Source organism: Microbacterium istanbulense (genome assembly GCF_037204145.1).
GTDB lineage: Bacteria > Actinomycetota > Actinomycetes > Actinomycetales > Microbacteriaceae > Microbacterium > Microbacterium istanbulense.
On the sequence record NZ_JBBDGN010000002.1, the window covers coordinates 269,735 to 293,243 of the forward strand.

The 23,509-nt window shown below is 70.2% G+C and carries 20 protein-coding genes; 8 read left to right on the forward strand and 12 right to left on the reverse strand.

The features are described from left to right. Positions 1-18 precede the first annotated feature (18 nt). From paaI to WDU93_RS04260, 5 genes are read right to left on the reverse strand one after another with little or no spacing between them, the layout of a single operon-like run. A complete protein-coding gene (gene paaI / locus WDU93_RS04240) occupies positions 19-420 on the reverse strand; it encodes a hydroxyphenylacetyl-CoA thioesterase PaaI (RefSeq protein WP_337317881.1) in 402 nt (133 codons plus the stop codon). Beyond that, entirely contained in the window at positions 417-2,498 is a 2,082-nt protein-coding gene (gene paaZ / locus WDU93_RS04245; protein WP_337317882.1) for a phenylacetic acid degradation bifunctional protein PaaZ, read from the reverse strand. The genes paaI and paaZ overlap by 4 nt, the downstream gene beginning before the upstream one ends. Beyond that, entirely contained in the window at positions 2,498-3,349 is an 852-nt protein-coding gene (locus WDU93_RS04250; RefSeq protein WP_337318088.1) for a 3-hydroxyacyl-CoA dehydrogenase family protein, read from the reverse strand. Before WDU93_RS04250 ends, paaZ begins: the two co-directional genes overlap by 1 nt. 5 nt (positions 3,350-3,354) lie before the next feature. Continuing rightward, complete coding sequence (locus WDU93_RS04255) at positions 3,355-4,167, reverse strand: enoyl-CoA hydratase/isomerase family protein (protein WP_337317884.1); 813 nt, start codon at positions 4,165-4,167, stop codon at positions 3,355-3,357. After that, positions 4,164-5,351, reverse strand: coding sequence for a thiolase family protein (locus WDU93_RS04260; protein ID WP_337317886.1), 1,188 nt, complete (start codon positions 5,349-5,351; stop codon positions 4,164-4,166). The genes WDU93_RS04255 and WDU93_RS04260 overlap by 4 nt, the downstream gene beginning before the upstream one ends. A 220-nt stretch (positions 5,352-5,571) precedes the next feature. Between WDU93_RS04260 and WDU93_RS04265 the strand changes: the two genes are divergently transcribed. Continuing rightward, on the forward strand, positions 5,572-6,909 hold the full coding sequence (locus WDU93_RS04265; RefSeq protein ID WP_337317888.1) for an MFS transporter: 1,338 nt from the start codon (positions 5,572-5,574) through the stop codon (positions 6,907-6,909). A 197-nt stretch (positions 6,910-7,106) separates the two neighbouring features. On the opposite strand, the gene WDU93_RS04270 is transcribed toward WDU93_RS04265, so the two are convergent. The 3 genes from WDU93_RS04270 to pdhA are packed head-to-tail and all read right to left on the reverse strand — an operon-like array spanning position 7,107 to position 10,725. Next, a complete protein-coding gene (locus tag WDU93_RS04270) occupies positions 7,107-8,579 on the reverse strand; it encodes a dihydrolipoamide acetyltransferase family protein (RefSeq protein WP_337317891.1) in 1,473 nt (490 codons plus the stop codon). After that, entirely contained in the window at positions 8,576-9,625 is a 1,050-nt protein-coding gene (locus WDU93_RS04275) for an alpha-ketoacid dehydrogenase subunit beta (RefSeq protein ID WP_337317892.1), read from the reverse strand. The genes WDU93_RS04270 and WDU93_RS04275 overlap by 4 nt, the downstream gene beginning before the upstream one ends. Next, positions 9,622-10,725 (reverse strand): pyruvate dehydrogenase (acetyl-transferring) E1 component subunit alpha, encoded by a 1,104-nt coding sequence (gene pdhA / locus WDU93_RS04280; RefSeq protein ID WP_337317894.1) that lies wholly within the window; start codon positions 10,723-10,725, stop codon positions 9,622-9,624. The genes WDU93_RS04275 and pdhA overlap by 4 nt, the downstream gene beginning before the upstream one ends. A 149-nt stretch (positions 10,726-10,874) precedes the next feature. Here pdhA and WDU93_RS04285 point away from each other — a divergent pair, with 149 nt between their 5' ends. Both WDU93_RS04285 and WDU93_RS04290 read left to right on the forward strand, forming a co-directional pair. Next, a complete protein-coding gene (locus WDU93_RS04285; RefSeq protein ID WP_337317896.1) occupies positions 10,875-11,312 on the forward strand; it encodes an Lrp/AsnC family transcriptional regulator in 438 nt (145 codons plus the stop codon). 167 nt (positions 11,313-11,479) lie between these two features. Beyond that, positions 11,480-12,907, forward strand: a complete 1,428-nt coding sequence (locus WDU93_RS04290) for an aldehyde dehydrogenase family protein (RefSeq protein WP_337317899.1) — start codon at positions 11,480-11,482, stop codon at positions 12,905-12,907. A 30-nt stretch (positions 12,908-12,937) separates the two neighbouring features. Here WDU93_RS04290 and WDU93_RS04295 read toward each other — a convergent pair whose 3' ends face one another. Continuing rightward, positions 12,938-13,549: a TetR/AcrR family transcriptional regulator gene (locus tag WDU93_RS04295; protein WP_337317902.1), complete on the reverse strand. Its 612-nt coding sequence runs from the start codon at positions 13,547-13,549 to the stop codon at positions 12,938-12,940. Between the two features lie 151 nt (positions 13,550-13,700). Between WDU93_RS04295 and WDU93_RS04300 the strand changes: the two genes are divergently transcribed. The 5 genes from WDU93_RS04300 to WDU93_RS04320 are packed head-to-tail and all read left to right on the forward strand — an operon-like array spanning position 13,701 to position 19,418. Continuing rightward, complete coding sequence (locus WDU93_RS04300) at positions 13,701-14,702, forward strand: ABC transporter substrate-binding protein (protein WP_337317905.1); 1,002 nt, start codon at positions 13,701-13,703, stop codon at positions 14,700-14,702. A 5-nt stretch (positions 14,703-14,707) separates the two neighbouring features. Continuing rightward, a complete protein-coding gene (locus WDU93_RS04305; protein WP_337318090.1) occupies positions 14,708-15,484 on the forward strand; it encodes an ABC transporter permease in 777 nt (258 codons plus the stop codon). Next, complete coding sequence (locus tag WDU93_RS04310; protein WP_337317907.1) at positions 15,484-16,320, forward strand: ABC transporter permease; 837 nt, start codon at positions 15,484-15,486, stop codon at positions 16,318-16,320. The genes WDU93_RS04305 and WDU93_RS04310 overlap by 1 nt, the downstream gene beginning before the upstream one ends. Further along, positions 16,317-17,105, forward strand: a complete 789-nt coding sequence (locus WDU93_RS04315; protein ID WP_337317909.1) for an ABC transporter ATP-binding protein — start codon at positions 16,317-16,319, stop codon at positions 17,103-17,105. Before WDU93_RS04310 ends, WDU93_RS04315 begins: the two co-directional genes overlap by 4 nt. Continuing rightward, entirely contained in the window at positions 17,106-19,418 is a 2,313-nt protein-coding gene (locus WDU93_RS04320; protein WP_337317911.1) for an arylsulfatase, read from the forward strand. It abuts the gene before it with no gap. 99 nt (positions 19,419-19,517) lie between these two features. Here WDU93_RS04320 and WDU93_RS04325 read toward each other — a convergent pair whose 3' ends face one another. From WDU93_RS04325 to WDU93_RS04335, 3 genes are read right to left on the reverse strand one after another with little or no spacing between them, the layout of a single operon-like run. Beyond that, positions 19,518-21,161, reverse strand: coding sequence for an amidohydrolase (locus WDU93_RS04325; RefSeq protein ID WP_337317913.1), 1,644 nt, complete (start codon positions 21,159-21,161; stop codon positions 19,518-19,520). Further along, positions 21,158-21,988, reverse strand: a complete 831-nt coding sequence (locus WDU93_RS04330; RefSeq protein ID WP_337317915.1) for a molybdenum cofactor biosynthesis F family protein — start codon at positions 21,986-21,988, stop codon at positions 21,158-21,160. Before WDU93_RS04330 ends, WDU93_RS04325 begins: the two co-directional genes overlap by 4 nt. A 38-nt stretch (positions 21,989-22,026) precedes the next feature. Further along, positions 22,027-23,472, reverse strand: a complete 1,446-nt coding sequence (locus WDU93_RS04335) for an APC family permease (protein ID WP_337317917.1) — start codon at positions 23,470-23,472, stop codon at positions 22,027-22,029. Positions 23,473-23,509: the final 37 nt, after the last annotated feature.

Consider the following 23,509-nt stretch of genomic DNA (forward strand, 5'->3'; position numbering starts at 1 on the left):
GAGTAAGGGGCAGCGGAGTCAGGCGGTGGGGCGGGGGAACGTGCGGTTCGTGGTGATCGAGCGGCCGCGGAACTCCGCGACCACGTCGCCGGTCTCATCCGTGACGGTGACGTCGTACAGACCGTTCCGACCATTCACGATGCGTCGCACGGCGGACGCGGTCAGCGTCTGCCCTGCGTGCGTCGACTTCAGGAAGGTGATGTCGGCGCCGCCGGCGACCGTGACCCGTTCGTCCTCGTTGCAGGCGATAGCGAAGGCCGTGTCGGCGAGCGTGAACACGAACCCGCCGTGCGTGATGGCGAAGCCGTTGAGCATGTCCTCGCGCACCGGCATCGACACGACCGCGTGTCCTGGCTCGTCGACCTCGACCGTCATGCCGAGGGCAGCCGAGGCGCGATCCTGCTGCATCATCTGCCTCATGCGGATACCGCCTCGCGGGTCGGCTCCTTGCTCACCAGAGTGAGCACGTCGTAGGTCGCGACGACCTCGTCATCCTGATTGCGGATCACGGCATCCCAGCGCACCTCGCCGTACTCGTCGGTCTCGCGCGGCGTGATCTGCTTGGCCGTCAGCTCCACGCGGATGTCGTCGCCGGGGGAGACCGGGGTGAGGAAACGCAGGTTCTCGAGCCCGTAGTTCGCCAGCACCGGGCCGGGCTCGGGGTCGACGAACAGGCCGGCGGCCCACGAGACGAGCAGGTAGCCGTGCGCGACCCGTCCGGGGAAGAACGGGTTGGCCGCTGCCGCCTCTTCGTTCATGTGTGCGTAGAACGTGTCGCCGGTGAAGTGCGCGAACGTCTCGATGTCATCGAGGGTCACCGCGCGCGAGGCCGAGGCAATCTGGTCGCCGATCCGCAGCTCCGACAGCGACTTGCGGAACGGATGCCGCCCGTCGTCGTGCGCGGCGGCACCGGCGTGCCACACGCCCGTCAGGGCGGTGAGCATCTCGGGCGATCCCTGCACGGCGGTGCGCTGCATGTGGTGCAGCACGGCACGGATGCCGCCCAGCTCCTCGCCACCGCCGGCGCGACCGGGGCCGCCGTGCACGAGGTTCGGCAGCGGCGAACCGTGGCCGGTCGAGGAGCGCGCGTCGTCACGGTCGAGCAGCAGCATCCGGCCGTTGAACGGGGCGATCCGGGTGGCGAGCTCGACCGCCTGCGCCGGATCGTGGGTGGCGATGCTCGTCACGAGCGAGCCGCCGCCGCGGGCGACGAGTGCGGCCGCCTCGGCCGTGGTCTCGTACGTCAGCAGCGACGAGACCGGGCCGAAAGCCTCGACGTCGTGGACGGCGTCGGCATCGGCATCCGCGAAACGCAGCAGCACGGGCGAGACGAAGGCGCCGTCTGCGGCGTGACCTTCGGTGCCGTCGGCGAGACGCACCGTGGGCGCGTCGGTGGAACCGACGACGAGCTCGCCGCCGGCATCCTCCAGCGCCCGCACCTGCCGCAGCACCTCATCGCGCTGGGCGGTCGAGGCCAGCGGGCCCATCGTCACGCCCTCCGCGCGCGGGTCGCCGAGCACCGTCTTGTCGGCGATGCGGGCGCGGACGGCGTCGATCACGGCGTCGGCGGATGCCGCAGGCACGATCGCCCGGCGGATCGCAGTGCACTTCTGGCCGGCCTTCGTCGTCATCTCGGTCACGAGCTGGCGCACGTAGGCGTCGAACTCGGGCGTGCCCGAGACGGCATCCGTGCCGAGCACCGAGGCGTTGATCGAGTCGGTCTCGGCGGTGAAACGCACGCCGCCGGTCTGCACCGAGGGGTGCCGGCGCAGGCTCTCGGCGGTCGAGGCGCTGCCGGTGAAGCCGACGAGGTCGCCCAGGCGCAGGTTGTCGAACAGGGTGGGCACGCTGCCACTCACCAACTGCAGCGACCCTTCGGGCAGCAGGCCCGACTCGGTGAGGATGCGCACCATCGCCTCGGCCAGATAGCCGGTCGGGGTGGCCGGCTTCACGACCGTGGGCATGCCGGCGAGGAACGCGGGCGCGAACTTCTCCAGCGAGCCCCACACCGGGAAGTTGAACGCGTTGATCTGCACGGCCACGCCCGGGAGCGTCGTGTACACGTGGCGGCCGAGGAACGAGCCGTCCTTCGAGAGCGGTTCGACCGGCCCGTCGACGTGGACCCGGCTGTTCGGCAGCTCGCGGCGGCCCTTGCCCGAGTAGGAGAACAGCACGCCGATACCGCCGTCGATGTCGACCCACGAGTCGGTCTTCGTCGCACCGGTGCGCGCCGAGAGCGCGTACAGCTCGGCCTTGCGCTCGGTCAGCGCCAGCGCGAACTGCTTCAGCAGCACCGCGCGCTGGTGGAAGGTGAGGGCGGCGAGGCTGTCGTGCCCCGTGGTGCGCGCGTACTCCAGCGCCCCCGCCAGATCGAGGCCCTCGGTCGAGACTCGGGTGATCACCTCACCCGTCGAGGCGTCGCGCACCTCGGTGCCGGCGGTGCCGTCTGCCGGCGTCCACCACTGGCCCTGCACGTAGCTCGGGAGGTATGCGGTCATCAGTTCTCCTCATTCCAGTCGTAGAAGCCGCGGCCGCTCTTGCGACCCAGCTGTCCGTCGGCGACCATCCGTCGCAGCAGCTCGGGCGGGGCGAAGCGGTCGCCGAGCTCGCGGGACAGTTCCTCGGCGATGCCGAGCCGTACGTCGAGTCCGACGATGTCGGTGGTGCGCAGCGGGCCGACAGGGTGGCGGTAGCCGAGCGTCATCGCCGCGTCGATGTCGGCGGCGCTTGCGACGCCCTCTTCCAGCATCCTGATCGCCTCGAGGCCGAGCATCACACCCAGCCGCGACGAGGCGAACCCGGGGGAGTCGCGCACGATGATCGGGGTCTTTCCGAGAGACTCGACCCATCCGCGTGCGGCGTCGGTGACGCCCTGGTCGGTGGCGCTGCCGTGCACGATCTCGACCAGCGCCGAGGCGGGCACCGGGTTGAAGAAGTGCAGCCCCAGAAAGCGAGCGGGGCGGGTGCGCGTGGCGGCGAGGTCGTCGATCGAGATCGACGAGGTGTTGGATGCCAGCACGGCGACATCGGAGAGCACGGCCTCGACCCGCGCCAGTGCCTCATCCTTCAGCGCCCGATCCTCGGGCACGGCCTCGATCACGAGATCGGCGTCGGCGAAGAGGGCGACATCCGTGCCGGTGCGCAGCCGGGCGGCGATCTCGGCGCCGTCGAGCGTGGCGTCGCGCTCCGTCGAGCGGCGGATGCTCTCGGCGATGCGAGCGCCCGCGGCATCCGCGCTCGCCGCATCGCGTTCGATCACGGTCACCTGCGCACCGGCGAGCAGGAAGGCATGGGCGATGCCGGCGCCCATGCGACCTCCGCCGAGAACGCCGACGCGGGTGGGGGGCATATGGTTCACGGGGTTCGTCCTTCGTCTCGTCGCTGCGCTTCTCGCTCAGGTGCCGGGGCCTCGGTCCCCGAGCGGGCGGAGCGAGACGAAGGGCGCTCGAGGAACGCGGTCATCCGCCGCATCTTCTCCTCGCTCTCGAAAAGCTCGGCCTGCAGCTCGCGCTCGATGTCGGGATGCTCGTGCCGGGGTGCGCGCAGCGCACGCTTGGTGTGCTGGGTGGCCAGCGGGTCGTTCGCCGCGATCCGGTCGGCGATCGCGTGCGCGGCGGCGAGCAGCTCTTCCTCGGGGTGCACCGCCGAGACGAGCCCCCAGGCGAGGGCTTCCTCGGCGCCCAGCACGCGGCCGGTGAGCAGCAGCTCACTCGCTCGCGCGCCGCCGACGATCTCGGGCAGGCGCCACGTCGCGCCTGCTGCGGCGATGATGCCGAGCCCGGTCTCGGGGTTGCCGATCTTCAGGCTGGGGGAGGCGATGCGGATGTCGGCGGCGTAGGCGAGCTCGGCACCGCCGCCGAGGGCGAAGCCGGGCACTGCGGCGATCACCGGCATCGGCAACTCGTGGATGCGGATGAACGCCGTCGCGTTGATCGCGGCGCGCGCGTCGTCGGCGCGGCGGTCGCGCAGCTGCGCGATGTCGGCACCGGCGGCGAACACCCCGCCTGTACCGGTGAGGATGAGCGTGCGCGGCTCCGCCTCGAGCTCCGCGCACAGGGCATGGAGTGCGTCGATGGTGTCCTGATCGATCGCGTTGCGCTTCTCGGGCCGGTTCAGGGTCGCGACCACCCGGTCGGCGTGGCGTTCGACGAGCAGCGGGGCCGTCACGCCACGCGCTCCAGGATCATCGCGCTGCCCTGGCCCACGCCCACGCACATCGTGGCGAGCCCGAGGCCCGCCTGCTCGCGCTCCATGCGTCCGAGCAGGGTGACGACGATGCGGCATCCGCTCGATCCCAGCGGATGCCCGAGGGCGATCGCCCCACCGTCGCGGTTGACGATCTCGGGGGCGAGGCCCAAGCGGCGCATCGAGGCCAGCGACTGCGTCGCGAAGGCCTCGTTCAGCTCCACCGCGCCGAGGTCACCGACCGACAGTCCGCTGCGACGCAGGGCCTTCTCGGTGGCGGGCACGGGGCCGAGGCCCATGATCTCGGGGGCGAGGGCCGCCGAGGCGTGTGTCACGATCCGCGCGCGCGGAGTGAGCCCGTAGCGGCGCACGGCCTCGGCGCTGGCGACGATGACGGCGGAGGCGCCGTCGTTGAGCGAACTGGCGTTGCCCGCGGTGACGACCGTGCCGCCGGGGACGACGGGCCGCAGCCCGGCCAGGGCCTCGAGCGTGGTCTCGCGGCGCGGCCCCTCGTCGACCAGCACCTCGCCCGCGCGGGTCGGCACGCCGACGATCTCGGCGTCGAAGCGCCCGGCGTCGATGGCGTCGATCGCGCGCTGCTGGCTGCGCAGCGCGAAGGCATCGGCGTCTTCGCGGGTGATGCCGTCGAGCCGCGCGACCTCTTCGGCCGTCTCGGGCATCGAGTAGGTGGCCTTGTCTCTGGCGACCAGGCGCGGGTTGGCGAAACGCCAGCCGATCGACGTGTCGAACGCCTCGCCCGGCTTCGCCCAGGCGCGCTCCGGCTTCGCCTGGACCCACGGCGCGCGGGTCATCGACTCCACACCGCCGGCGACCATCAGCTCGGCGTCACCGGCGCGGATCGCCTGCGCGGCCATCCCGATCGCCGACATGCCGGAGGCGCACAGGCGGTTCACGGTGATGCCGGGCACGTCGTCGGGAAGGCCCGCGAGCAGCGCCGCCATGCGTGCCACGTTGCGGTTGTCTTCGCCGGCCTGGTTGGCGGCGCCGAGGATGACCTCTTCGACGGCGGCATCCGGTACCCCGGCGCGATCGACGGCCGCGCGCACGACCAGCGCGGCGAGATCATCGGGGCGGACACCGCCGAGGGCTCCGCCGTAGCGGCCGACCGGCGTGCGCACTCCGCCGACGAGAAACGCGTCCGTCATCTTCCATCTCCATTGCGTGGAACGGCAGGCAAGGAGGCGGGCGCTGCCGATACGCCTTTCCCTACCAATCGGTCAGTAAATCATGACAGACCCGTAATCGCGTGGCAAGCGCGGCGGCATCCGTCCGAATCGAGGGGTGCGTGACAGGCGCCCGACGTGTACTCTCCTGACTTACTGACCGATCGTTCGGTCACATTCCCCCGAACAATGGAGTTCACCCATGGCAGACACTGCTGTCCGGCGGCGCGAAGAGCGCCGAGTCCTCGCCGGAACCCTCGTCGGCACCACGATCGAGTGGTACGACTTCTTCATCTACGCGCAGGCCGCCGGCCTCGTATTCGGCCAGCTCTTCTTCGCGCCGCTCGGCCCGACCGGGGCGCAGATCGCGGCGTGGGCATCGCTGGGCATCTCGTTCCTGTTCCGTCCGCTGGGTGCCGTGATCGCCGGGCACCTGGGCGACCGCATCGGGCGCAAGAAGATGCTCGTGCTGACCCTCATCCTGATGGGCCTGGCGACCTCGCTCATCGGCGTGCTGCCGACGTATGCCGACATCGGCATCATGGCGACCGTGCTGCTGGTGCTGCTGCGTGTGCTGCAGGGCTTCTCGGCCGGCGGCGAGTGGGGCGGGGCGGCGCTGATGTCGGTCGAGCACGCGCCCGCGGGCAAGCGCGGACTGTTCGGCGCCTACCCGCAGATCGGTGTACCGGTCGGAATGATCCTCGCGACCTTCACGATGTGGGTGCTCACCTCGAGCCTGAGCGAAGCCGACTTCCTCGCGTGGGGCTGGCGCGTGCCGTTCCTCTTCTCGATCGTGCTGATCGTCGTCGGGTACCTCATCCGCCGCGCCGTCGAGGAGTCGCCGATCTTCACCGAGCTGCAGCAGCGTCGCACCGAGTCGTCGGCGCCCCTGAAGACCCTGTTCCGTCACCACAGCCGTGAGGTGGTGCTGACCGCGCTGATCTTCATCGCCAACAATGCCGCCGGCTACCTGCTGATCGCGTTCTTCACGACCTATGTCTCCACCGTGGTCGGGATGCCCCGCCCCACCGCGCTGCTGATGACCACGCTCGCCTCGTTCGGCTGGCTCATCTTCACGATGTTCGGCGGCTGGCTCTCGGATCGCATCGGCCGGGTGCGGACATTCCAGATCGGTTATGCGCTGATCGCGGTGTGGTCGATCCCAATGTGGTTCCTCATCGACTCGGGCAATGTGGCGCTGTTCTTCATCGCCCTGTTCGTGCTGACCATCGGCCTGGGCCTGTCGTACGGCCCGCAGTCGGCGCTGTACGCCGAGATGTTCCCGGCCGACGTGCGGTACTCGGGCGTCTCGATCGGCTACGCGCTCGGTGCGATCCTCGGTGGTGCGTTCGCTCCGCTGATCGCCGAACTGCTGCTCAGCAGCACCGGCAACTCGTGGTCGATCGGGGTGTACGTGCTGGCGATCACGCTCGTCTCGCTCGTGGCCGTCTCGCTGGTGAAGGAGACGCGCGGTGTCGCGCTCGACACCCAGAGTGTGGAGGTCGTCGCCGCTCGCACCGGTGCCGTGAAGACGCGCTGACCGGACGGATGCCAGGGCCGGGACGATCCAGATCGCCCCGGCCCTCCGGCATCCCCCGCCCCGTCCCGCCCCGCTTGCCCGCGTACCGTTCACACACGCGCCTCCACGGCGCGCGAAGATCAGAAATGCCTCCAGAATCGGCGATTCGGAGGCATTTCTGAGCTCTGCGCGGCGGTCCCGGGCGGGGCGCGGCGGCGCTAGACGCGCGGGTAGGCGCGGAGCGGATGCTCGATGAGCTCGGTCACGCGGCGCAGGAAGCCCGCGGCGTAGCCGCCGTCGCACACACGGTGGTCGAATACGAGCGAGAGCTGCACGATGCGGCGGGCGACGATCGTGCCATCCACGACCCACGGGCGCTCGATCATCCGGCCCACGCCGAGGATCGCGACCTCGGGGTGGTTGATGATGGCCGCCGAGCCGTCGACGCCGAGGCTGCCGTAGTTGTTCAGTGTGAAGGTCGAGCCGCGCAGGCGTGCGGGATCCATGCGACCCGTGCGGGCGGTCGCGGCGACCTCACGCAGCGCCCCGTCGAGCTCGGCGATGCTCAGTTCGTGCGCGCGCGGCACCACGGGCACCATCAGTCCCCGGTCGGTGTCGGCGGCGACGCCGAGGTTGACGCCATCGAAGGTCACGATCTCGCTCGTATCCTCACTCAGGCGCGCGGCGAGCAGCGGATACTCGGCCAGCGCCAGGAGGGTGTAGCGCGCCAGGAGCGCGGTCAGCGACGGGGCTTTGCCGTCGGGGCCGGCCATCTCGGCGCGCACCTCCCACAGCCGCGTCGCGTCGACATCCACCCAGACGGTCGCCTCGGGGATCTCGGAACGACTGCGCGACAGCGTCGCGCTCACGGCCTTGCGCAGCGGGCTCATCCGCTCGCGGGCGACCACGGCGAGTCCGTCGATCGCCGCTGCGGCATCCGCCGTCGACGTCGTGCCGGTTGTCGTGCCCGAGGCCGCCACCGCCGCGCCGTCGACGGCGTGATCGACCGCCGCGCGCAGCACGTCGGCGCGGGTGATCGCCCCGTCGGCGCCCGTGGCCTCGATCGTGTGCACGTCGAGACCCAGGTCGCGGGCGAGACGCCGCACGAGCGGCGAACGCACGGCCACCCGGCGCGGGGCAGCCGTCGGGGTGGTCGGAGCGGATGCCGGCGCTGCGGCATCCGAAACCTGCGCAGGTGCGGCGGCCGGTGCCTGGCGCACAGCGCGCGGACGGCGCCGCCCCGAACCTGCTCGCTCGCTCGTGCCGTATCCGATCAGCACGTTGCCCGAGCCGCCGGCGCGCTCTTCGGCCCGATACGCCTCCTTCTCGGCCTCGGCCGGGGTACCCGCAGATCGGACGGACTGCCGAATATCGGATGCTTCGGCGGCATCCGTCCGAGAATCTGCGGTCCCTCCGATCTTCGGAGCAGCCGGTGCGGCGTCGGGGTCGGCGACCTCGAGCACCGGGGCCCCGACCGCGATCGTCTCGCCGGGTTCACCGTGCAGGGCGGTGATCACTCCCGCGAAGGGCGAGGGCAGCTCGACCACGCTCTTCGCCGTCTCGACCTCGGCGATCGCCTGGTCGGTGCGAATCGTGTCGCCCACCTGCACGAGCCACTGCACCAGCCCGGCCTCGGTGAGTCCTTCGCCGAGATCGGGCAGGCGGAACACGCGTGCCGTCGCCGTGGTCATCGCGCTGCTCCTTCGGGGTCGTCGTCCCAGTGCAGCGAGTCGATCGCATCGAGGATGCGGTCGGCGTCGGGCAGGTAGAAATGCTCGAGCTTCGGCGGGGCGAACGGGGTGTCGAACCCGGTCACGCGCCGCACGGGCGCCTCGAGATACTCGAAGCAGCGCTCGAAGATGCGTGCCTGGATCTCACCGGCGACGCTGACGTATCCGGGCGCCTCGGCCACGACCACGGCACGACCGGTGCCGCGCACGGCGGCCGTGACGGTCTCGTCATCGAACGGCGACAGTGAGCGCACGTCGATCACCTGCACGCTGCGACCTTCCGCCGCGGCGATCTCCGCCGCTTCGAGCGCCACCGGCATCATCGCCGCATAGGCGAGCACGGTCACGTCGGTGCCGTTGCGGGCGATGCGCGCGCGGCCGAGGTCGACCGTCACCGAGGTGTCGACTTCGCCCTTGGCCCAGTAGAGCTTCTTCGGCTCGAGGAAGACGACGGGGTCGGGCGAGGCGATCGCCGCGCGCAGCAGCGAGTACGCGTCCTGCGGGGTCGACGGCGCGACGACCGTGAGTCCGGGGGTGTGCGCGTAGTACGCCTCGGACGAGTCGCAGTGATGCTCGACGCCGCCGATGCCGCCGCCGAACGGGATGCGGATGACCATCGGCATCCGCACTGACCCGCGGGTGCGGTTGGCGAGCTTGGCGACGTGGCTGACGACCTGTTCGAACGCCGGCAGTGCGAACGCGTCGAACTGCATCTCGACGACGGGGCGCATCCCGTTCATGGCCATGCCTACCGCCGTGCCGATGATGCCCGACTCGGCGAGCGGGGTGTCGAAGCAGCGGTCTTCGCCGAACCGCTCGGTGAGCCCGTCGGTGATGCGGAACACGCCGCCGAGGGCGCCGACGTCCTCACCGAAGACGACCACCTCCGGGTCGTCGGCGAGCGCGTCGGCGAGTGCGCGGTTGAGCGCCGCAGCCATCGTGATCGTGGTCACGGTGGGGGCGACGGTCTCGCCCAGGCGGATGTCGTCGTCGTGCGCGATGGTCATCGGTGGCCTCCGGCGTCGGTGAGTGCGGCGCGTTCGATCTCGCCGCGCAGCAGCTGCCACTGCTCTTCGAGCTGCGGAGTGCGCTCGGCGGTCACGAAGCGGAAGAGGTCTTCGGGGTCGAGGTCGGAGTCGGCGTTCAGTGCCGCCCGCAGGGCGGCGGCGATCTCCTCGGCGCCGGCGGCGATCTGCTCTTCGGTCGCGTCGTCGAGCAGGTCATGGGCCGAGAGGTGCGCGCGCATGCGGGTCAGCGGGTCACGGGCGATCCACGCCTGCACCTCTTCACGCTCGCGGTAGCGGGTGTCGTCGTCGGCGTTCGTGTGCGCCTGCATCCGGTAGGTGTGCGCCTCGATGAGGGAGGGGCCACCGCCCGCGCGGGCGCGTTCGACGGCGCCCCCGAGCACGGCGAGCACCGCGGCCACGTCGTTGCCGTCGACCCGCTCGCCCGGCATGCCGTAGCCGACCGCCTTGTGGGCGAGCGAGGGCGCGGCGGTCTGACGCGAGAGCGGCACCGAGATCGCGAACTCGTTGTTCTGCACGAAGAAGACCACGGGCACGTGGAAGACGGCCGCGAAGTTCAGCGCCTCGTGGAAGTCGCCCTCACTGGTCGCGCCGTCGCCGCACAGCGCCAGTACGACGGTGTCCTCACCGCGCCGCTTGGCGGCGTAGGCGAAGCCGACCGCATGCAGCAGCTGGGTCGCCAGCGGCGTCGCCTGCGGGGCCACACGGTGCTCGGCGGGGTCGTAGCCCGAGTGCCAGTCGCCCTTCAGCAGCACCATCGCGTCGGCGGGGCGCACGCCGCGGGCGATCACCGCGACCGAGTCGCGGTACGTGGGGAAGAGCCAGTCGTGCTCGCCGAGGACGAGGGATGCCGCCACCTGGCAGGCCTCCTGCCCGTGCGAGGACGGGTAGACGGCGAGACGGCCCTGGCGCACGAGGGCGCCTGCCTGATCGTTGATGCGTCGCCCCTCGACCAGACCGCGGTAGGCGCGCTTCAGCACCTCGGCATCCGGCATCGGGTAGGCGTCATCGGCGACCGTGGTTCCGGTCTCATCGATGAGTCGCACCGGCGTCTCGCGGGGGAGCAGGTCGTCGTGCTTCATGTTCGCCCTCCTTGCCGAACCTGGGGTTCCAGCATCCATCGGATTTGTCAGTCGTCCCATCCGCGGGGCGGAATACTGGACGATCGGTCAGTATCTGCCTGTGAATGTGGCAGAGTGTCAGCACGGGCTGACGATATGTGAGGGCTGCCATGACCGAGATCGACGAGATCGACCGCGCGATCCTGGCGGAGCTGCACCGCGACGCGCGCACCTCGATGACGGCGATCGCCGAGGCCGTGCACATCTCGCGCGCGGGTGCGCACGCCCGCATCAAGAGGCTCACGGATGCCGGTGTGATCACCGGCTACTCGGTGCGCACCGACCCCGTGCAACTCGGCCACCACGCCTCGGCCTACGTCATGCTCGCGATCGAGCAGGCCACCTGGCAGGACGTGCAGGCACGCCTGCGGGCGATCCCCGAAGTCGAGCACATGGCGCTGGTCGGCGGCGACTTCGATGTCATCCTGCTCGTGCGCGCCAACGACGCGCGCGACCTGCGCCGCATCGTGCTGGAGGACATCCAGGCGATCCCCTCGATTCGCTCCACCCGCACGACGCTCATCTTCGAGGACTACTCCCGCGACTGACGCGGCGTGAGCGCCAGGCGGCGCCCCACGACGGGTGCGCGGCGCAGCTCTTCGCGCTCGGACATCTGACGCGCGCTCCACGACAAGTGCTGCGTCACGGACCCGCAGACAATGGGAAGGGATCGGCGCAGCTGCCGACCCGCGTCTCGCTCGAAGGAGAGTCATCGATGTCCGAATCCGCCGCCGCGCTTCTCGACCGCATCCAGGCCCCGGCAGGGGAGGGGCGCGAGATTCCGGATGCCGCCACCCGCGAGATCATCGGGCGCGCCCCCGTGGCCTCCGTCGCCGATCTCGACGACGCGATCGCACGGGCGAAGGCCGCGCAGCCGGGGTGGGAGGCACTCGGACACGAGAAGCGCAGCGCGCTGCTGCTCGCCGCGGCCGACGCGATCGACGCGAACGCCGAAGCGCTCGCCCACCTGCTCTCCCGCGAGCAGGGCAAGCCGCTGAACGGGCCGAACGCCCGCTTCGAGCTGGGGGCCTGCTCGGCGTGGCTGCGCACCAACGCCACCACCGTGCTCGAGCCGCAGGTGCTCGTCGACGACGACACGCTGCACGCCGAGCTCATCTACAAGGCCGCAGGGGTGGTGGGCGCCATCGGCCCGTGGAACTGGCCGTTGATGATCACGATCTGGCAGATCGGTCCGTCGCTGCGGATGGGCAACACTGTCGTCGCCAAGCCCAGCGAGTACACGCCCCTGAGCGTGCTGGCGATGATCGCGGTGATGAACGAGGTGCTCCCGGCGGACGTGCTCATCGGCGTCTCCGGCGATCGCGAAGTGGGCGCGCGACTGGCGTCGCACCCCGACGTCGACAAGATCATGTTCACCGGTTCGACGGCCACCGGCCGGCGCATCATCGAGAGCTCGGCAGGCAACCTCGCCCGGCTCACTCTGGAGCTCGGCGGCAACGACGCCGGCATCGTGCTGCCCGGCACCGACGCCGCGGCCATCGCCCAGGACCTCTTCTGGGGGGCATTCATCAACACCGGGCAGACCTGCGCGGCCATGAAGCGCCTCTACGTGCACGATTCGGTCTACGACGACGTGGTGTCGGCTCTGGCCGAGATCGCCGCCGCCACGCCGATCGGCAACGGCCTCGACGAGGGCAATGTGCTCGGCCCGCTGCAGAACAAGGCGCAGTTCGACATCGTCAGCCGTCTCGTCGACGACGCCAGAAGCGGCGGCGCGCGCGTGGTCACCGGTGGTGAGGCGGCCCCCGAGTTGGGGGAGCTGTTCTACCGACCGACGATCATCGCCGACATCGACAACGACGCCGCGCTCGTGCAGGAGGAGCAGTTCGGGCCCGCGCTGCCGGTGATCCGTTACTCCGACGTCGATGAGGCGTTCGAGCTCGCGAACGCGGTCGATGTGGGCCTCGGCGCGTCGGTGTGGTCGAGCGATCCCGAGGCCGCCCGTGACGCCGCCGCGCGGATGCAGTCGGGCACGGTCTGGATCAACTCGCACGGCGGACTGCATCCGATGGTGCCGTTCGGTGGCGTGAAGAGCTCGGGATACGGTCTCGAGTTCGGCGTCGAGGGGCTGAAGTCGGTCGCCGTCACCCAGGTCGTCTCCGGCCCGCCGCGGAAGGGCTGACGGATGCTGCCGGGGAGGAGTCGAGCGCCGTCAGCGCGGCGTCGGCGTCTCCGGCCGGCGCAGCTCCGACAGCAGGGCCGCCAGGCCGTCGTCGAGGCGTCCGTCGCCCGCGACGTCGGGGAGCAGCGCCGCGACCATCTGCCAGCCGGCGTTGCGGGCGGCGATCTCACCGACGGCCGTGTCGATGTCGATGTGTGCGGCGAGCTCGCCGTCGTGCCGCGCTTCGATGAGGCACTGGCGGAAGAGATCGCGCCAGTGCATGTTGTGCTCGCGGTGGATGCGCGCCACGTCGGCATCCTGCGCGGCATGGTCCCAGAACGCGATGACGACGCGGGCGTAGAGGGGGCCGTTCGGACTGTACGGGAGGATCTCGCGGCAGGCCCGTTCGAGCGCTTCCAGACCACGCACGCCGTCGATGCGGGTGTGGATGCGGGTGTTCGCGCGGTCGTACAGGCGCAGGAAGGATGCCGTCAGCACGCTCTGTTTGTCGGGGAAGTAGCGGGCGATCGCGCCGTGCGCGTAACCCGCCTCGGTCGCGATCTCACGCATGGTGAGGTGCTCGAAACCGACGCGGATGATGACGTTGGTCGCCGCGTCGGCGATGTGAGCGCGGCGCTCGTCGTGATCCACGATCTTCGGCATGGCGGAACTCCCCTCCGGCACTCAGTCTAGTTTTGCCGTTTTCAGTCTCCAGTAGGTGACTGTTGCAATACCTGTGAAACGCACAATCGAATAGCCCGAAGTACACTCTTATAAATCACCATGCGGTGATTAACTCAAGGAGGAGTCCCTGATGACTGCCACACCTCGCACCCGCCTGGCCGCCGGCATCGCCGCCGCTGCTGCCGCGGTACTCGCCCTCACCGCCTGCTCCAGCGGAACGGATGCGCCGGCCGCCGATGGCGAGCTGACCACGCTCAAGGTCGCCACGATCGGCCTCGTCTCCGATGGGGCGCTTCTCCTCGGCGACGAGCAGGGCTTCTTCGAGGAGGAGGGTCTGCGCATCGAGACCTCCGTCGTCGCCAACCCGCCCGCAGGCCTCGCCGCAGCCCAGAGCGGTCAGGTCGACATCGCCTACGCCCCCAGCATCCCGCTGCTCAACGCCCTCGCCAGCGGGGTTCCGCTGACCGTGGTCGCACCGGCCGACGGCTACGTCGAGGGTGCCTCCGAGCTCGACGACCCGGCATCCGTCGACGACACCGGGCTGTACGCCTCGGCCGACAGTGGGATCACCGAGGTCGCCGAACTCGAAGGCGCCACCATCGCCGTCCCCGCCCGCAAGGCGCAGCTCGAGGTGGTCATCGCCGACTCGCTGCAGCGGGCAGGGGTCGCGACCGAATCGGTGAACTGGGTCGTGCTCGACTTCACCTCGGCCGTCGCGGCGCTCGCGAACGGCACCGTGGATGCCGCCGGCCTGGTGAGCCCCTTCACCGCCGAGGCGGAGGCCGGTGGTTCGACCTTCATCGACGCGCCGTCTGTCGGCTTCTTCGAGGAGGGCGCCGTGGGTCTGTGGACCGCTGGCGAGAACACCGTCTCGGGCAAGGCAGACGCCATCGCCGCCTTCCAGCGGGCCGTCGCCAAGAGCAACGCCTACGCCAATGAGAACCCGGACGAGGCCATCCAGGCCGGCATCGACTACACCTCCTCGACGCTGGCCGTCGACCAGATCAAGCTGCCGTTCTGGCCGGCAGAGGTCGCCCCGATCGACCTCGAGCGCGTGAACGAGAAGCTCGTCGCCCTGGGCTTCCTGCCCGAGCCGGTCGACCTCGAGGGCGTCATCGTCTCTGCGGAGTGACCACCATGCGAAACTCCACTCTGCTCCCGCCTCTCGTCGGCGCCGCCGGTGTGCTCGCCGCACTGGGCGTGTGGGAGTGGGCGGCGCGGGGGCCGCTGGCCGGCTCCCCGCTGCCGCCCGCGACGACCTCGATCAGCGAAGCCGTCCACCTGCTCACGACCGCGCAGACCTGGACGGCCCTGGGTGACACGCTGACGATGGCAATCGGCGGTCTCGCTCTCGCGATCGTCGTCGGCGTCGTCCTCGGGGTCGCGATCGGCACCTCGCCGCTCGCACTGCATGCCACCCGCGTCCCGCTCGAGTTCCTCAAGCCCATCCCACCGATCGTCATCCTGCCGATCGTCGTGCTGGTGCTCGGACCGACCTGGAACATGGGCATCTTCCTGGTGTTCTTCGGATGCTTCATCGCGATCGCGGTGCAGACCTCGGCAGGCGTGTTCGACACGGATCCCGTCGCGAAGGCGACGGGACAGTCGTACGGCATGGGCAAGGGGGAGATCCTCGGTCGCATCGTCCTGCCCAGCGCGCTGCCGTATATCGGCACGGCCATCCGTGTCTCGGCTCCGACGGCGCTCGTGGTCGCGGTCGTCGCCGGGCTCCTCGGCGGTGGCCCCGGTCTCGGTCAGAGCCTGCTGCTCGCGCAGATCTCCGGCAACCAGGCGCAGCTGTTCGCCTACGTGCTCATCCTCGGCGTCCTGGGACTCCTGATCCAGGGGCTCACTCAGTGGGGCGAGCGGCGGCTGCTGCACTGGCACCCCCAATACCGGAAGCAGGCCGTGTGATGACTCTCACCTCCTCCATCCAGACGCGGACGAAGATCGCCCGCCGCCAACAGCGCAGCGGCACGCCACGGTGGCTGCTGATCGGCGCCGAGATCGCCGTTCCTGTGCTGCTGCTGGCCCTGTGGTGGTTCGCCTCTGCGGGATCGACCAACACGTTCTTCCCTCCGCTGCAGGTGATCCTCGAACGCCTCGGGCAGCTGGTGCAGACGCCGGCCTTCGTCGTGAACGTCGGCTCGTCGGTCGGCAACCTCACCCTCTCGTTTCTGCTCGCCACCGTGATCGGTGTCGTGCTCGGCCTCGCGCTGGGGCTCGTGCGTCCGCTGAGCTGGTTCGTCGAGCCGACCATCCACTTCTTCCGTGCCATCCCGCCGGTGGCGCTGGTGCCGATCTTCGTGTCGCTGATCGGGTTCGGCAACGAGACCCGCATCGTGGCGATCACGCTGGCCGCCGTCTTCCCGATCCTCATCTCGACGATCGACGGCGTCCGCGCCGGAGAACCGACCCTCGAGATGGTGAGCAGGGTGTATCGCCTCGGGTGGCGTGAACGGCTGTTCTCCGTCACGCTGCCGGCCGCGAGCCCGCGCATCCTCTCAGGGATGCAGGTCAGCCTCATCACCGCCTTCGTGGTGATGATCGCCAGCGAGATGCTCGGCTCGTCCACCGGTCTGGGCGCGGCCACGCTGCTCGCCCAGCAGTCGTTCGCGATCCCCGACATGTGGGCCGGCATCCTCGTGCTCGGCATCATCGGCTACGCGGCGACCGCCCTGTTCACCCTCTTCCGGCGTCGCGTACTGCGCTGGTACATCGCCTCCCAACAGCAGGAGAAGAACGCATGACCATCACCGATTCCGCCCCTGTCCGCCTCAGCGTGCGGGGCCTGGCCAAGTCGTATCAGACCAAGAACGGCGCCGTCCCCGTGATCGCCGACCTCACCTTCGACGTGCGCGTCGGCGAGGTCTGCTGCATCGTCGGGCCCTCCGGCATCGGCAAGACGACGCTGCTCAAGTGCCTCACCGGACTGCAGAGCATCACCGCGGGCAGTGCGTCGATCGACGGCGAGGAGATCGACGGGCCGCCCGAGACGATGGCCCTGGTCTTCCAGGAGTACACCCGGTCGCTGATGCCCTGGTTGACCGTCGCCAAGAATGTGCGCCTGCCGTTGCAGCACCTGAAGCTCTCGGCGCAGGAGCGCGAGGAGCGCATCACCTCGGCGCTCACGGCCGTCGGTCTCGCCGGTGCCGAGGCGAAGTTCCCGTGGCAGCTGTCGGGCGGGATGCAGCAGCGCGTCGCGATCGCGCGTGCGATCGCTTACCGGCCCGAGGTACTCGTGATGGATGAGCCCTTCGCCTCGGTGGATGCCCAGACCCGTTTCGAGCTGGAAGACCTGTGCCTGCGTATCCGCGAGCAGTTCGGCATGACCATCGTGATCGTCACCCACGACATCGACGAGGCCGTCTATCTGTCCGACCGGGTCGTGGTGCTGGGCGAACGCCCGGCGAGGGTCACCGAGATCATCGAGATCGACTTCGGAGGCCCGCGCGACCAGCTCATCACCCGCGCCCTGCCGGCGTTCGCCGAGCTGCGCAGCGAGATCTTCGAGCAGATCCGAAAGGCCGGCTAGATGGCGGCGCCGGAGGGCAGGGGGTATGAGGCGTTCGCCGGGCGCGTGGGGGAGTTCACCTCGGCATCCGAGCCGTGGTGGCCCGCGCCGCACCGGGCGCCAGAGAAAGCGCCCAACATCATCGTCATGCTCGTCGACGATCTCGGCTTCAGCGACCTCGGCCCCTTCGGCAGTGAGATCGACACCCCGCACATCGACCGACTGGCCGCCGACGGGTGGGTGTTCACCAACTACCGCACCGCCCCGATGTGCTCCCCGGCGCGGGCCGCCCTGCTCACCGGAGTCAACCCGCACCGTGCCGGGTTCGGGTTCGTCGCGCACATCGATCCCGGGTACCCCGGGTTCACCTGCGAACTGCCCGCCCAGGCGCCGACGATCGCCGAGTCCCTGCGGGCGGGCGGATACGCCACGTTCATGGTCGGCAAGTGGCATCTCACCCTCGAATCACGTCTGCACGACGGCGCCGACCGCTCATCCTGGCCGCTGCAGCGCGGGTTCGACCGCTACTTCGGCAGCATGGACGGGTTTACCGCGCTGCACCATCCGCACCGCCTGGTGCAGGACAACTCCGTCGTCGACATCCGCGAGTTCCCCGACGGGTTCTTCCTCACCGACGAGCTCACCGACCGCGCGATCGGCATGATCGACGAGCTGCGCACCTCCGACGCCGACAAGCCCTTCTTCCTCTACTACGCGCACACCTCCGTGCACGGTCCGATCCAGGCGAAGGACGTCGACATCGACAAGTACCGCGGTCGCTACGAGGCCGGCTGGAACACCCTGCGCGCCGAACGTTTCGCCCGCCAGCGCGCACGCGGGATCGTCCCCGACCACGCGACGCTGCCAGCGGACCCCCTCGCCGACGGCGACCGGATCCCGGCGTGGGACGACCTCAGCGACGAAGAACGTCGGCTCTTCGCGCGCCACATGGAGGTCTACGCGGCCGCCGTCGACGAGATCGATCAGAGCGTCGGACGCCTCCTGGCCCGCCTCGAACGCAGCGGCGAGCGGGAGAACACGATCGTCGTCATCGCCAGCGACAACGGGGGCAGCGCCGAAGGCGGACGCAGCGGCACGCGCAGCTACTTCGCTCAGTTCGGCAGCGATGTCGAGCCGATGGACGGATGGGAGACCGACGTGCCCCGCGACCCCGACGAGATCGGCGGGCCGCGGCTGTTCGCGCAGTATCCGACCGGGTGGGCGCGGGTGTCGAACACCCCGTTCCGCTCCTTCAAATCATCGACGTACGAGGGCGGGGTGCACGCGCCGCTGATCCTGTCGTGGCGCGCCGCGCCCCTGGCCGGCGGCCTGCGCGACCAGTTCGTGTTCGTCGCAGATCTGGCACCCACGCTGCTCGAGCTCAGCGGGGTCGCCCCGCTCACCGAGCGCGCAGGTGCTCCCGCCCTGCCGATGGACGGCGGCAGCGTGGTATCCGTGCTCGCCGATCCGGCGGCCGAGGGGCGCGAGCGACAGTACTTCGAATGCGTCGGGCGTCGTGCCCTCGTCGAGGGGCGGTGGAAGGCGGTGTCCGTGACGCGCCCCACCCCCGCAGAGGGAGCGGCCGGCGGGGTCTGGGAGCTGTACGACCTCGCCGCCGATCCCACCGAGACCCGCGACGTGGCCGAGGCGCACCCTGAGCGGGTCGCGGCGATGGCCGAACGTTGGCGCACGGAGGCATGGCGCAACACCGTGTTCCCGCTCGACGACACCGGCGACCTCTTCCGCTTCCGTCCCGCGACCGAGGAGCCGCTGTCCGAGCCGGTCGAGCTGATCCCGTTCCGTCCACCGCTGGAACGCTTCCGTTCGGCGAAGCTGACGGTGCTGCGTTCGTTCGACATCGAGATCGACGTCGACCTCACGCCCGAGGCATCCGGGGTGCTCGTGGCCCACGGCGACCAGGGCGGCGGCTACCTCCTCGCCGTGGAGCACGGGGCACCGGTGCTGGTCTACAACGCCTACGGCGTCATGCACAGGGCGCGCGGCGCCGCGCTGAACCCTGGTGCGCAGCGGGTCGTCGTGCGCGTCCGCGAACAGGATGATCTGCGGTGCCGTGTGTCGGTCGAGTGCGACGGCGTCGAGCAGGCGGCGATCGCCGGCGTGCCGATGCTGCTCGGCATGGCACCGTTCACCGGCATCAGCGTGGGGTACGACTACGGCGGCCCCGTCGACTGGGCGCTGTACGAGCAGTACCGCACGTTCCCGTTCACCGGTGGCGAGATCGTCCGGGTGCGGTATGTGCCGGGGGCGCGCTCCGCCGAGGATCCGACGATCCTCCGTGCCGTCGGTCGCGCCGTGCAGGCGCTCGCCGACTGAAGGCCGGCGTGGCGGGAAGCCCCCCCTGTCCGCCACGCCCTTACCGATCGGCCCCGATGCGCGCTGCATCGGGGCCGATCTGCTCTCGGTGCGGCGCGCTCAGTCGCCGTAGACCTGGCGGCCGGTGAACCAGGTCGCCAGCACCGGGGTGTGCACGATCTGATCCGCCGGTCCTGCGATCGCGTCGCGGGCGAGCACCACGAAGTCGGCCGACTTGCCGGCCGTGAGCGATCCGGTCTCGTCGCCGAGACCCATCGCCGTCGCCGCGTTGATCGTGAACACCTCGAGCGCCTCTGCGGCGGTGATGGCGTGTTCTGGCCCCAGCACGCCTGGTGCGCGACCGAGCGGGTCGGCCCTGGTCACCAGGCCCTGCAGCCCCTCCAGGGTGTTCGGCGACGCGCTGACCGGCCAGTCCGATCCACCCGCGACCACCGCCCCGGCATCGAGCAGTGCGCGGTTCGGCTGCGCGTCTGCGGCGCGGTCGCCCAGCACCTCGGCCAGGGCCTGCGGGATCTCCCCGGGGAACCAGATGAACGGCGAGATGTCCGCGGCGACGCTCAGCGCCCGCAGCCGCGGGATGTCGTCTTCGGCGAGGAACTGTCCGTGCGCGATCTGGATCGGTGTCGTCACGCCCTCGCCGCGGAGGCGTTCGGCGACATCGAGCACGAGGCGGGCCGAGCCGTCACCCGTGCAGTGCACCTTGGCACCGAGTCCGCGCGCCGCGACGGCACGCAACCAGTCGTACAGTTCGTCGAAGCTCATCGTCGTCTCGCCGTGGAAGTGTGCACCGTGGGTGGCATCGGGCAGGTACGGCTCGAGGAAGGCGGCGGTTCGCGCCGGCGGGACCCCGTCGAGGAAGATCTTCACGAAGTCCGGTCGGTGGTGCGGGGTGCGGAACTCCTCGCCGCGCGCGATGAGGTCGGCGCCGATCGGGCTCACCCCGAAGATGTCGTCGTTGATGAGCAGCGACGACACCACCCAGGCATCCAACTCGCCGGCGCCATCGAGCGCCGCCAGCGCCGACAGCGTGTCGACTGAGACACCCGCGTCTTGGAAGCTCGTGATGCCGTAGGAGTTCAGTAGCTCGACGCCGCGGCGCGACGCGGCGACGTGCTGTGCGGGGGTGAGCCCTCCGCTGCGGTCGTACGCCTCCTGCACGGGGATACCGGCGGCCTCCAGCAGCACGCCGGTGGGCGTGCCGTCGTCGGCGTCGAGCACGGTGACCCCGCCGGGAGGGATGCGGCCGGCGGTGATGCCGGCCAACTCCAATGCACGGGAGTTGGCCCAGCGGTTGTGACGGGAGTCCTCCACGAGCACGACCGGACGCCCCCCGGCGGCCTCGTCGAGCAGAAGGCGGCTGGCGGTGTTCTGCAGCTGCGGCAGCAGCGTCGTCGGCACCGCGCCGCCGACGATCCACGCCTCCTCCGGCAGTTCGGCCGCTTTCGCGCGCACCCGGTCGAGGATGGCGTCCAGCGGCAGTCCCGCCGGCAGGGAGAGTTCGAACAGATCGGTGCGTCCTGCGTAGGCGTGATGGTTGTGCACGTCGACGAAGCCCGGATACACGGCGGCATCCCCGACATCCAGCATCCGTGTCTGCGGCCCGCGGTGCACACCCACGGATGCCGCGTCGCCGACCGCGAGGATGCGGCCGTCGGCGACCGCCATCGCCTCGGCGACGGGGCGGTCGCGGTCGGCGGTGCGGATGGTGCGCGCCGTGACGATGAGGTCGGCGACGCGCGTCATGATGCGACGCCGAAGAAGGCCGGCTCCAGCTCGGGCGCGTGGTGCGTCGTGGAGAGCAGGCGTCCGTGCGCGCCGAAGGTGAAGTGGGTCGGTACGGTGCCCGTCTCGTCGAGTCCGAACAGCACGCCGTGTGAGCGGATCGCGCCGGCGTCGCGGTGGTCGGCGATCGTCACCGACGCGCACGGGATGACCTTCTCGCGCCAGGTGAACACGTAGATGCCTGGCCGCACCTCCCACACCGTGTTCTCATCGGTGTCGGCGAGCCCACGCTCCGGGCCGGCCAGGCACTGCCACGAGTACCAGCGGGGCGAGAGATAGACGTGCTCGTAGGCGTGCTCGCTGCTGTACACCCACTCGACGCGGCGCCCGATGAGCGTGTTGGTCGGCGCCGGCTCGACGCCCGTCACCGCCGCATCGTCGATGGTCGACGCGGCGAACGCGTGGCCGACCCTGGTGCGCCCCGGCGCCGGTTCGCCGATGCTGCTGACGATCGACAGCGCCCGCCCGTGACGACGGTCGACCACCAGCGACACGGCCTCGGTGGGGGCGTCCTGGTGGTGGAACTGCACGAAGAAGAGGTCTTCGTCGACCTCGAACGCCTCGTAAGGGTCGGTGCCGGCCTGCGACGGACCGTCGACCGGATCGAGCCGCCAGGTCACCTCGTCGGCGGTGAAGCGGTGCTGGATGCGGGCGCCATCCGTGTCGGTGATGTTCACCTCGCTGCCGGAGAGAGCTGTCGACAGTGGTGCCTTGTTCGCGTCGAAGCCGGGGGCGAGCCCGTCGAGGGGGAGCCAGGTCGAGGTGTCGGCGGGGTTCATCGTGGTCATGGTCTCTCCAGGTCGGTGGGGGCGGGAAGAGGTCGGGCTCAGCGGGTGCTGAACTGCTCGAGATCGTCGGCGAGGCCGGCGTAGACAGCCGGCCGCGCGCGCCGCAGGTAGGCGCCGTAGATGATGCCGCCGATGAGGGCGAGCACGAGCAGCAGCGGCATGAGTCGGATCGCCAGTTCCGAGGAGCCGGCGACGATGTCGAAGTTCCAGACCGCGAGTACCGAGATGGCGGCGATACCGAGGAAGCCGATGCCGGGCGCGACGAAGGTCTTCCACCACCGAGGGTCGTGCTGGCGGCGGAAGTAGACGACGATCGAGATCGCCGCGAGTCCCTGCAGGATCAGCACGCTCAGGGTGCCGAAGCCGAGCATCGCCGGTACGAGGGTGACGATCGGGTCGGCTCCGGCGAGGGCGAAGATGATGGCGACCACCGCCGCGAACGACGCCTGCACGATGCCGGCCAGCTGCGGCGTGCCGTTGGCGCGCGTGCGGGCGAGGGCGCGGGGCAGGATGCCGGCACGGCCGAGCGAGTAGAGGTAGCGGGTGGCCGAGTTGTGGAAGGCGAGCATCGCGGCGAAGAGGCTCACCAGGAGCAGGATCATCATCACCGTCGTCAGCGGGCCACCGAGGTACTGCTGCGACAGCATGAAGATGAGGTCGCCGGTCGGCAGGTGCTCGAGCGCAGTGGCCTGCGCCTGAGCGACGCCGGTCGCACTCACGACGGCCCAGGTCGTCACGCCGAGGATGATGCCGATCGAGGCGATCGCCGTGTAGGTCGCACGGGGGATCGTGCGCAGCGGCTGCTTGGCCTCTTCGCTGAACAGGGCCGTCGCCTCGAACCCGAGGAAGCCGGTCGCCGCCAGCAGCAGCCCGATGGGCAGCGAGCCCGAGAAGACCCACTCGGGGCTGAACGCGGCGGCGTCGTATCCGGTCTGCACGAGCACCGAGATGTCGAAGATCACGAGCATGAGCACTTCGAGCACGAGGCAGACGCCGAGCACCTTCGACGAGAAATCGACGCCGATGCGGGCGAGGACGAAGCATGCGGCGATGGATGCCAGTCCCCAGACGATCCAGTGCACGTCGAGGCCGGTGAGGTCGCGGATGATCGTCTGCATGAAGAAGCCGCTGGTGCCGATCGTGCCGACGACGAAGAAGTTGTAGCCGAGCGTGGCGATGAGGCCGGCGACCAGACCGCCGGTGCGGCCGAGGCCCTTCACGACGAAGGCGTAGAAGCCGCCTGCGTTGACGAGCTGCTTCGACATCTGCGCGTAGCCGACGGCGAACAGCAGCAGGATCGCCGCGACGAGGAAGAACGCCATGGGCGTGCCGCCGCCGTTGCCCAGCGCGATCGCGAGCGAGGCCACCACGACGATGCCGGTGAGCGGTGCGACCGCTGCCAGCACGAGGAAGACGATCCCGGCGACGCCGAGGGCGCCGGAGCGCAGGGCGGTGTGCTCCTGCGGCTGTGCGGATGTGGTCACGTCGGCTCCTTCGCTCGGGTGACAGTGCTGTCTGGGT

What these genes read in the sequence shown, in the direction of transcription:
- WDU93_RS04320 (WP_337317911.1), top strand. Translation starts at nt 17,106, where the DNA reads ATGGCGGCGCCGGAGGGCAGGGGGTATGAGGCGTTCGCCGGGCGCGTG.
- paaI (WP_337317881.1), bottom strand. Translation starts at nt 420, where the DNA reads ATGAGGCAGATGATGCAGCAGGATCGCGCCTCGGCTGCCCTCGGCATG.
- pdhA (WP_337317894.1), bottom strand. Translation starts at nt 10,725, where the DNA reads ATGAAGCACGACGACCTGCTCCCCCGCGAGACGCCGGTGCGACTCATC.
- WDU93_RS04300 (WP_337317905.1), top strand. Translation starts at nt 13,701, where the DNA reads ATGACTGCCACACCTCGCACCCGCCTGGCCGCCGGCATCGCCGCCGCT.
- WDU93_RS04305 (WP_337318090.1), top strand. Translation starts at nt 14,708, where the DNA reads ATGCGAAACTCCACTCTGCTCCCGCCTCTCGTCGGCGCCGCCGGTGTG.
- WDU93_RS04285 (WP_337317896.1), top strand. Translation starts at nt 10,875, where the DNA reads ATGACCGAGATCGACGAGATCGACCGCGCGATCCTGGCGGAGCTGCAC.
- WDU93_RS04330 (WP_337317915.1), bottom strand. Translation starts at nt 21,988, where the DNA reads ATGACCACGATGAACCCCGCCGACACCTCGACCTGGCTCCCCCTCGAC.
- WDU93_RS04295 (WP_337317902.1), bottom strand. Translation starts at nt 13,549, where the DNA reads ATGCCGAAGATCGTGGATCACGACGAGCGCCGCGCTCACATCGCCGAC.
- WDU93_RS04290 (WP_337317899.1), top strand. Translation starts at nt 11,480, where the DNA reads ATGTCCGAATCCGCCGCCGCGCTTCTCGACCGCATCCAGGCCCCGGCA.
- WDU93_RS04315 (WP_337317909.1), top strand. Translation starts at nt 16,317, where the DNA reads ATGACCATCACCGATTCCGCCCCTGTCCGCCTCAGCGTGCGGGGCCTG.
- paaZ (WP_337317882.1), bottom strand. Translation starts at nt 2,498, where the DNA reads ATGACCGCATACCTCCCGAGCTACGTGCAGGGCCAGTGGTGGACGCCG.
- WDU93_RS04275 (WP_337317892.1), bottom strand. Translation starts at nt 9,625, where the DNA reads ATGACCATCGCGCACGACGACGACATCCGCCTGGGCGAGACCGTCGCC.
- WDU93_RS04310 (WP_337317907.1), top strand. Translation starts at nt 15,484, where the DNA reads ATGACTCTCACCTCCTCCATCCAGACGCGGACGAAGATCGCCCGCCGC.
- WDU93_RS04325 (WP_337317913.1), bottom strand. Translation starts at nt 21,161, where the DNA reads ATGACGCGCGTCGCCGACCTCATCGTCACGGCGCGCACCATCCGCACC.
- WDU93_RS04270 (WP_337317891.1), bottom strand. Translation starts at nt 8,579, where the DNA reads ATGACCACGGCGACGGCACGCGTGTTCCGCCTGCCCGATCTCGGCGAA.
- WDU93_RS04250 (WP_337318088.1), bottom strand. Translation starts at nt 3,349, where the DNA reads ATGCCCCCCACCCGCGTCGGCGTTCTCGGCGGAGGTCGCATGGGCGCC.
- WDU93_RS04260 (WP_337317886.1), bottom strand. Translation starts at nt 5,351, where the DNA reads ATGACGGACGCGTTTCTCGTCGGCGGAGTGCGCACGCCGGTCGGCCGC.
- WDU93_RS04265 (WP_337317888.1), top strand. Translation starts at nt 5,572, where the DNA reads ATGGCAGACACTGCTGTCCGGCGGCGCGAAGAGCGCCGAGTCCTCGCC.